Annotated in this window: 3 protein-coding genes; 1 reads left to right on the top strand and 2 read right to left on the bottom strand. The window is 65.3% G+C overall.

Annotated features, from left to right (window positions below):
* Positions 1 to 119: 119 nt before the first annotated feature.
* Positions 120 to 341: an acyl carrier protein gene (locus WA317_RS02660; protein ID WP_425171564.1), complete on the bottom strand. Its 222-nt coding sequence runs from the start codon at positions 339 to 341 to the stop codon at positions 120 to 122.
* Between the two features lie 162 nt (positions 342 to 503).
* Here WA317_RS02660 and WA317_RS02655 point away from each other — a divergent pair, with 162 nt between their 5' ends.
* Entirely contained in the window at positions 504 to 947 is a 444-nt protein-coding gene (locus WA317_RS02655; protein WP_425171563.1) for an SRPBCC family protein, read from the top strand.
* Positions 948 to 968: 21 nt separating this feature from the next.
* Here WA317_RS02655 and WA317_RS02650 read toward each other — a convergent pair.
* Positions 969 to 2,007: aldehyde dehydrogenase family protein (locus WA317_RS02650; protein WP_425171562.1), on the bottom strand; the 1,039-nt coding region annotated here is incomplete at its 5' end.

Here is a 2,007-nt window from a genome sequence, read left to right as displayed (position 1 = left end):
TCGGCATCCTCCACGGCTGCCTACGCCACCGAACTCACTACAACGAACACCAAGCCTGGGCACACCGTCAAACCGGCCCCGAAATCCAAGCCGCTTGACAACCTACGCACCTGGGATGTCTAGCTGGACTTCTCCAACTTCACGAGCAGCTCGTGAGCGCGCTTGGCCCGTTCTGAGTCTTGCGATTGCACCTCTTCGAAGAACGACACCACATCGTCGGCCCCGGCGTTCTTCGCATCACGGACATACTGCCCGTAGTCGTGGCCGGCTTTGAGCGAGTGGTACTGCACTGAGATGAGGTCGAACTCGACGTCGCCGAATCCGGTTTCCCCGGTCGCCATAATGATTCCCTTTGATAGATGCGTCACGGACTCCTCACGCCTACCCGCCCTGGAAGCCCCTAAACCCGCGCCGCTGCTCAGCCGTATGGCCGCCCGTGACTCCGCGCAATCACCGCAGGGACAACTTGTTTCGAGCGGTGTCCCGCTGGCAAAGTGTCGGGCATGGCTGTCACTGAGTCGCGCGAAGTCGTCATTGAAGCAACCCCCGACGAGATCATGAACGTGTTGTTCGACATCGAGTCGTTGCCCGAGTGGTCGTCGGCTCACCAAACGGTCGAAGTTCTCGCCCGCGACGATGAGGGCCACCCGAGCAAGTCACGGCAGGTGGTCAAACTCGTCGGTGTCAGCGATGAACAAGAGTTGGCCTACAGCGTGCACAACGACGGCGTCAGTTGGACGTTGCTCAGCTCAAAACAGCAGCGCGCGCAGGAGGGCCGTTACACCTTGACGTCCGAGGGTGACAATACCCGCGTCCGGCTTGATCTGACCGTCGACCTCGTCGCGCCACTGCCCGGCTTCTTGGTCAAGAGGGGTGCGAAAGGTCTGATGGACACCGCAACCGAAGGCCTTCGCAAGCGGGTACTCGAGGTCAAGAAGAGCGGCTAAGCCACGTCTGAGCCTGAAGGTTCATTCGCCCGGCGGCGACCAGTGCACCACTTTCATCGCGGTCATCTCGTCGAGCAATTCGGGGCCGAACCCGAATCCGGTGCCGCTGGCTCGCCGGGGTTCTGACGCGCCGCCCGGGGCACCGCCGAATACCGAGTTAATCTTGACGGTCCCTACTGGCAGCGTCCGCCAGGCTGCTTGCGCGTGCGCCATGTCGGCCGTCAACACGGTGGCGGCCAGTCCGTAGCGATCGTCGGCGGCCTCGGACAGCGCAGCCGGAAAGTCGCGGACGACCCGTACCGGCGCGATCGGCCCGAAAGTCTCCTCCTGGAACACCAGCATCTGCGGGTTGCAGTCGGTCAGCACGGTCGGCGGATAAAACGAACCCGGACCCGGCTGCGGCTCACCGCCGATGCGGACTCGGGCTCCCTTCGTCACCGCATCGGCGACGTGTCGATGCACCTGGTCGCGCTGGCGCTCGTCGACCAGTGGGCCGATCCGGCCGGCCCACGCGCCGGCCTCGGCCACCAGCGACTCCACGAACGCGGCGGCGGCGGACTCGACGACGTAGATGCGCTCAACCGAAACGCATATCTGTCCCGCGTTGGCGAACGCACCGAGCGCGGCCTGTCCGGCGGCCCAGCGCGGCTTTACCCCGGCATCGACGATCAGCGCGTCGTTCCCGCCGTTTTCCAGCAGCGCCTTCGCGCCGCGTTCGGCGCACGCGCGGGCGATCTCGCGCCCGGTGGCGCTGCTGCCGACGTGAGCGACAACGTCGACTTCCTGGGCCGCGGCCAGCCGGGCGCCGACGGACGCATCGCCATCGACGATCTGCAGCACCCCGGCGGGTAGGTGTCCGGCCACCAGTTCGGCGAATCGTCGGCCGGTGCGCGGACAGCGTTCGCTGGGCTTGTGAACCACGGTGTTTCCGGTGACCAGCGCGGCGCCCAGAAGTCCGGCCGCCACGGCGACCGGATCATTCCACGGCGTTAGCACCGCCACCACGCCGCGCGGCTCGGCAATCATCAAATCTGTTGCGTCTGAGTTACCTTGCAGACTG

The organism is Mycobacterium sp. (genome assembly GCF_049802695.1).
In the GTDB taxonomy this organism is placed as follows: Bacteria; Actinomycetota; Actinomycetes; order Mycobacteriales; family Mycobacteriaceae; genus Mycobacterium.
Note: the sequence above shows the minus strand (reverse complement) of the source record. Positions and strands in the feature narration are given on the sequence as shown.